This is a genomic window from Urbifossiella limnaea (assembly GCF_007747215.1).
Classification (GTDB): Bacteria; Planctomycetota; Planctomycetia; order Gemmatales; family Gemmataceae; genus Urbifossiella; species Urbifossiella limnaea.
Genome location: NZ_CP036273.1, coordinates 7,617,976 through 7,624,606 on the forward strand (window position 1 = coordinate 7,617,976; position 6,631 = coordinate 7,624,606).

The window sequence follows — 6,631 nt, forward strand, 5'->3', positions numbered from 1 at the left end:
CCCCACACCCGGCGACCTGACCGCCGTACGATCGCCCCGACCGGCTTGACCTCGATCCATCACGCGGCCGGAGACCCAAACCCATGCCGCCCTCCACCGACTGACCGACTCGACCGACACCATCTGAGACGCCCACCATGAACTCGCCCGGCTGGAAGAAGTCTCTTTCCAAATTGTTCACGAGCCCCCTCGCCCGGTCCGGCGCCGGACGCCGGTCCGCCCCGCGGGCGTCGGCGAAGCGCTCGCAGCCGATGTCGCAACTGGTGATCGAGACGCTGGAGTCGCGCGACGTCCCGGCGATCATCAACATGACGGTGGCCCCGATCAGCCCGACGGAGGGCGTCGCGCTCGGGAGCCCGGCGGCCCCGCTGCCGGTCGCCACGTTCCAGGTCGATAACTACCTCGGCTTCGACCAGTCGATCCAGTTCAGCGCCGCGATCGGGTGGGGCGACGGCACCGCGAGCAGCGGCCTGGGCTCAACCACGATTCAATTCCTGTCGAACGACGGGGCCGGGCGGGCCTCGTATCAGGTGTTCGGGTACCACACCTACCGGCACGCGTCGAACCCACTCACCCCGTTGAACCTGGACGTCGTGGTGTTTGACAACACCGGCCCGGGCACAACGCAGGCGGCCTCCACGCCCATCACGGTCATCGACCAACCGTTGACCGCGGCCGGCGTGCAGCCGGTGGTCGCAGCCACAGCCGGCGCGCCGCTCGTGTACGTGGACGTGGCGACGTTCACGGACGCCAACCCGCTAGCCCTCGCCGGCGACTACACCGCCACGATCACGTGGGGGAACCCGACGCAGACCACGAGCGGCACGGTCGTCCAGGACACGAACGGCGTGTTCCACGTTCTCGGGAGCCACACGTTCGACGGGGCCGCCCCGGCGTCGTCAGCGTACACGGTCACGATCCTGGACGTCACCGCGAGCGTGACCATCAACAACACGGCCACGGTCGCCCGGGCGGCGATTCTGGTCGGCGCGCTGCCGGTCGCCGGTACGGTCAACATCCCGACGGCCGCCGGCGTGATCGCCACGTTCACCGACACCGGCGGGGCGGACCCGCTCGCGTCGTACACGGCCACGATCGACTGGGGCGACGGCACGCCCACCTCGGTCGGGACGGTCGCAGCCCTTGGCGGCAATCAGTTCAGCGTTTCGGCCCCGGCCCACACCTACCCCCAGCCGGGGGTGTTTGCGACGCGGGTGACCGTGGCGAACGCCCTGGACGGTACCTCCGGCGTCGGCGGCAGCACGGCCGTGATCGCCAACTCCATCCTGACCGCGACCCCGGCGGCCGGGATCACGGCTGTCGAGGGCACCACCTTGACGGCACTCGTGGCCACCTTCACCGACACCGACCCCACCCGCCCCACGTCCGCCTACACGGCGACGATCACTTGGGGCGACGGCACCACCTCCGCCGGGGTCATCACCCAGCCGGGCGGGGCCGGGACGGCGTTCCAGGTGTCCGGGAGCCACATCTACCAGGTGGACGGGCCGTACCCGATCACGGTGCTGATCCAGAACGACAACGGGAGCCGGACGACGACCACGACCACGGCGACCGTGACCGAGGCCGGGATCGCGACGAACCCCGCCCCGCTGGTGATCCGCGGGCAGCAGAACGTCGCGCTGGTGGGCGTGGACGTGGCGACGTTCACGTCCGGCAACCCGTTCGAGACGGCGGCGAACTTCGCGGCCTCGATCGCCTGGGGCGACGGGACGACGTCGGCCGGGGTCATCGTGGTGGACGCGTTCGGCACGTTCCACGTCCAGGGCATCCACACCTACACCTCGACCGGCACGTTCACCCCGCTCGTGACCGTCTCCGAGGTCGGGGGGGGTGGGGTGCTCGGGCAGGTGCAGGCCACCGTGACCATCGTGGCGACCCCGCTGCTGGTCACCGCCACGCCGGTCCAGGCGACCGAGGGGGTGGCCCTGCCGAACGCCCAGAACACCACGAACGGTACGGTCGTCGCCACGTTCGTGGACCTGTTCGGCGCCGACCCGTTGGCCTCCTACTCGGCCTCCATCGACTGGGGCAACGGGCTGACCACCCCGGGCACCATCGTGGCCGGGGTCGGGCCGAACTTCGTGGTCGTCGCCCCGGCCGCGCCGCCGGTCGTGTACGCCAACGCCGGGATGTACACCGTCAAGGTGACGGTGATGAACGTGGACCTGTCGCAGACGAGCGGCTTCTTCCAGGCCGTCGGGGTGACGACCGCCACGGTCGCGGACGCCCCGCTGGCGGCCGACCCGACTCAGCCGGTGGTCACCGCGTTCCAGGGGACGCCGCTCGCCGGGGTGCCGGTCGGCCGGTTCACCGACGGCAACCCGGCCGGGTCGGTGACCGACTTCACCGCGACGATCGACTGGGGCGACGGCACCCCGCAGTCGGCCGGGCAGGTGGTCCAGCCGGGCGGCGTCGGCACGCCGTTCGTGGTGCTCGGGAATCACACCTACGCGAACCCGACCACCCCGCCGGCCGCGCCCTACGCGGTCACCGTCACCGTCGTGGACGTCGGCGGCTCCCGGGTCACGACCCGGACGACGGCGAACGTCACCGCGTCGGTCATCACCGGCACCCCGACGGTCCTCACCGGCGTCGAGGGGCAGCCAATCGGCAACGGGGTGGTGGCGTACTTCACCGACAGCGGCATCGCCGGGCCGGTGAGCAGCTACTCGGCGTCGATCAACTGGGGCACCGGGCTGCCGGGGTCGGTCACCTTCGGGCAGATCGTGCCGCTCGGCGGGAACTCGTTCCAGGTCCTCGGGACGTACACCTACCCGCGGGAGAACGTGGCCCCGAACATGCCGTACTCGGTCACCGTGTCGATCAGCCACAACGGCCTGGCGGCCACCACCGTGGTGAGCCAGGCGAACATCGCCGACGCGCCGATCAGCGGGGTGGCGGTGCCGGTGTTCGCCACCGAGGGGGTGGCGTTCACCGGGACGGTGGCGATCTTTACCGACGCCAACCCGAACGGGACGGCCGCCGACTTCACCGCCACGATCAGCTGGGGCGACGGCTCCACCTCGACCGGGCGGGTGGTCCGCAGCGGGGCGTCGTACCTGGTCGGCGGGGCCGACCCGGTGTCCGGCCTCGGGCACGTGTACACGCGGGAGGGCACGTTCGCGTTCAGCGTCACCGTCCGGGACGGGGCGCCGGGTGGGGCCGAGTTCACCGCGTTCCAGACGGCCACGGTGTTCGACGCCCCGCTGACCGCGACCGGGATCAACACCACGATCGTGGAAGGCCCGCTCCCGGCGGTGCCGCTCCCCGGGGTGGTGGCCCCGACGTTCAACGTGGCCACGTTCACCGACGCGGGGAACGTGCCCCCGGCGGCGCCCAACCCGCCGTCCGAGTACACCGCGACGATCAACTGGGGCGACGGCGCGGTGACCACCGGGGTGATCGGCAACCCGACCCTGCTGCTCGGGACGCTCGTCTACCCGGTGACCGGCCAGCACCTGTACGCGGACGTGGGGTCGTACTTCGTCACCGTCACCGTCCGCACGAGCGGCACCAGTTCCACCTCGACGACCGCGGTCATCACCGTCACCGACGCCGTGCTGACGGCCGGGCCGGCGACGGCGCTGACGGCGGTCGAGGGGTCCGGGTTCACCTCCCAGGTGGCGACGTTCAGCGACGCCGACCTGCTTGGCCGGATCTCGGACTACTCGGCGACGATCGCCTGGGGCGACGGCACGACCTCGGCCGGGGTGATCGGCCAGATCTCCACCCCGCTCGGGACGCCGCCGCAGTTCACCGTCGTCGGCACGCACACCTACGCCGACCCGAGCGCGGCCGGCGCCCCGTACCCGGTCACCGTCACCGTCCGCGGCGTGACCGGCGGGAACAGCACCACGGCCACGGCCACGGTCGCGGTCGGGAGCGCCCCGCTGTCGTCTGAGGGGGGGACGGTCCACGGGGTCGAAGGGAACTCGACCGGGTCGGTCCTGATCGGGACGTTCACCGACGCCGACCCGCAGTCGGCGCTCGCCGAGTTCACGACCGGCGGCGGGTCGATCACGATCGACTGGGGCAACGGGGGCGGGCCGGTCCCGCTCCCGCCCTCGGCCGTCACCGCCGTCGGCTCGCCGAGCGGGGTGACGTACCGGATCAACGCGGCGTTCACCTACCCGCGGCCCGGGACGTACCCGATCACCGTGGTCGTCACCGACCGGTTCGGGGCGTCCACGGTCATCCAGTCGGTCGCCCTGATCGCCGCTGCCCCGCTCGTCGCGGCGCCGGCGGGCACCCAACCGGCCATCGGGACGACTGAAGGGGGGACGTACACCGGGCCGGTGTTCCGGTTCACCGACGGCAACCCGCTGTCGGTCCCGTCCGAGTTCGCCGCGACCATCAACTGGGGCGACGGCACGACGGACACCGGGGTCGTCACACAGCCCGGCGGCCCGGGGACGACGTATGTGGTGTCCGGCAGCCATCGCTACCTGGACAACGGGAACTACACCGTCGGCGTGTTCGTGCAGAAGACCGGCGGCGGGTCGACGGTCAACTACACGACGACGGCGGTGGTGACCGGGGTGGTGCCGACGGCGGTCATCTCGAACGCCGGGCCGGTGGGCGAGGGGAGCCCGGTGACGGTCTCCCTGTCCGACCCGCAGGACCCGTCGCCGACCGACACCGCGGCCGGGTTCCGGTACAGCTTCGCCACCTCGGCCGCCGGGCTGGCGGGGTCGTACGCCGGCGCCCAGCCGGGGAGCTCCGCCCAGTTCACGTTCCCGGACGGCCCGTCCACCCAGACGGTGTTCGGTCGCATCTTCGACAAGGACGGGCTGTTCAGCGACTACCAGACCGTGGTGACGGTGACCAACGTGAACCCGACCGCCACGCTGTCGGTGAGCGGCCCGTTCATCCCGAAGAAGCCGTTCACGGTGACGTTCACCAACCAGGCCGACCCGTCGCCGACCGACACCGCGGCCGGGTTCCGGTACCAGTTCGACTTCGGCGACGGGAACGGGTTCGGGGCGCCGACGACGAGCCCGACGGCGACGTTCACGCCGCCGCGACCCGGCACGTACGTGGTCCGCGGCCGGATCATCGACAAGGACGGGGGGGTGACCGAGTACACCGCCAACCCGCAGGGGAACGTGGTGATCCCGAACGTGGACGTGTTCGCGGTCGGCAACGGGATCGGCGCCGGCCCGATCGTGAAGGTGTACAGCAGCCTGGACAACAGCCTGGTCGCCAGCTTCACCGCCTACGAGCCGACGTTCCGCGGTGGGGTGCTGGTGGCGACCGGGGACGTGACCGGGGACGGCATCCCGGACATCATCACCGGGACCGGGGTCGGCGGCGGCCCGGTGGTGAAGGTGTTCGACGGGGTGACCTTCTTCGAGATCGCCAGCCTCATGGCCTACGAGGCGTCGTTCCGGGGCGGGGTGTTCGTGGCCGCCGGGGACACCGACGGGGACGGCCGGGCCGAGATCATCACCGGGACTGGGATCGGCGGCGGCCCGGTGGTGAAGGTGTTCGACGGCCGGACGAATGCCCTCCGGTCGAGCTTCGCGGCCTACGACATCAGCGCCCGGGGCGGGGTGTTCGTGGCCGCCGGGGATACAACCGGGGACGGGAAGGCCGAGGTCATTACAGGCGCCGGCCAGGGCGGCGGCCCGCACGTGAAGGTGTTCGACCAGTTCGGCAACACGATCCGGAGCTTCTTCGCCTACGACAGCAGCTTCCCGGGCGGGGTGACCGTGTCGGCCGGCGACCTCTACGGCCTCGGGTACGCCGACATCGTGACCGGCACCGGGGTCGGCGGCGGCCCCGAGGTCCGGGTGCTCGATAGCCAGAACGGCCGGCTGAAGGACAACTTCGCCGCGTTCGGCCCGGACCGGAGCACCGGCCAACCGCTCCGCAACGGGTTCTCGGTCAGCGCCAGCCACGTGATCGGGCCGACCGGAAAGGCGGCGATCATCGCCGCCGCCGGCCCGGACTACGGCCCGACGGTGCGGCTGTTCGACGCCGTCACCCACGCGAGCCTCGGCGAGATCCTGCCGTACGAGGAGACGTTCACCGGCGGGGCATACGTCGGGTGACCCGGCGCCGGTGAGGCTGCCGGCCGCAGCCACGGTGTCAATCCCGCCCCGCTCGCGCCCCCCGGGGCGAGCGGGGCGTGTTCCGTATCTGGGGACCACCCTCGGCTCGTAGTACCAACACAGACGGGGGACTCCCGGCGGAATTGTTGCGATTCGTTAACCCTTTTCCCCGTTTTCGCGAAAGTCGCGTGGCTACCCTCATGGGAATGCCGGATAACAGAATGTATTGGTTTTGACGATTCAGCAGGTTCGACGGCGGAGCCCCCCCTTGGGGTCTCGAACGACCCTGCCAGGCGTTCCGAACGTCTCGCCCTGACGGGCCTGATACGAGGTTCGGGAATTGACTTCCCGGCGGACGGCCGGCGGCAGCCGGCTGGTCGGGGTGGCAAGTGCCTGGTGGCGCCACCCGCCGGCTGCCGCCGGCCGTCCGCCCGGCGGTAGGGATTACTTCGAAACCGGATGACACGCACGGACGTGGTTTTCTGCATTGTCGGTGCCCGGTTCGGCCCTCGATCTTGATACGCACCCCGTGCCGGCCTGAAGGAACTCGCCCG

1 protein-coding gene is annotated in these 6,631 nt (G+C 71.2%); it reads left to right on the plus strand.

Features of this window, described 5'->3' with window-relative positions; translation table 11 throughout:
- Positions 1 to 137: 137 nt before the first annotated feature.
- Entirely contained in the window at positions 138 to 6,077 is a 5,940-nt protein-coding gene (locus ETAA1_RS30720) for a beta strand repeat-containing protein (RefSeq protein ID WP_145244410.1), read from the plus strand.
- Positions 6,078 to 6,631: the final 554 nt, after the last annotated feature.

What these genes read in the sequence shown, in the direction of transcription:
- ETAA1_RS30720 (WP_145244410.1), top strand. Translation starts at nt 138, where the DNA reads ATGAACTCGCCCGGCTGGAAGAAGTCTCTTTCCAAATTGTTCACGAGC.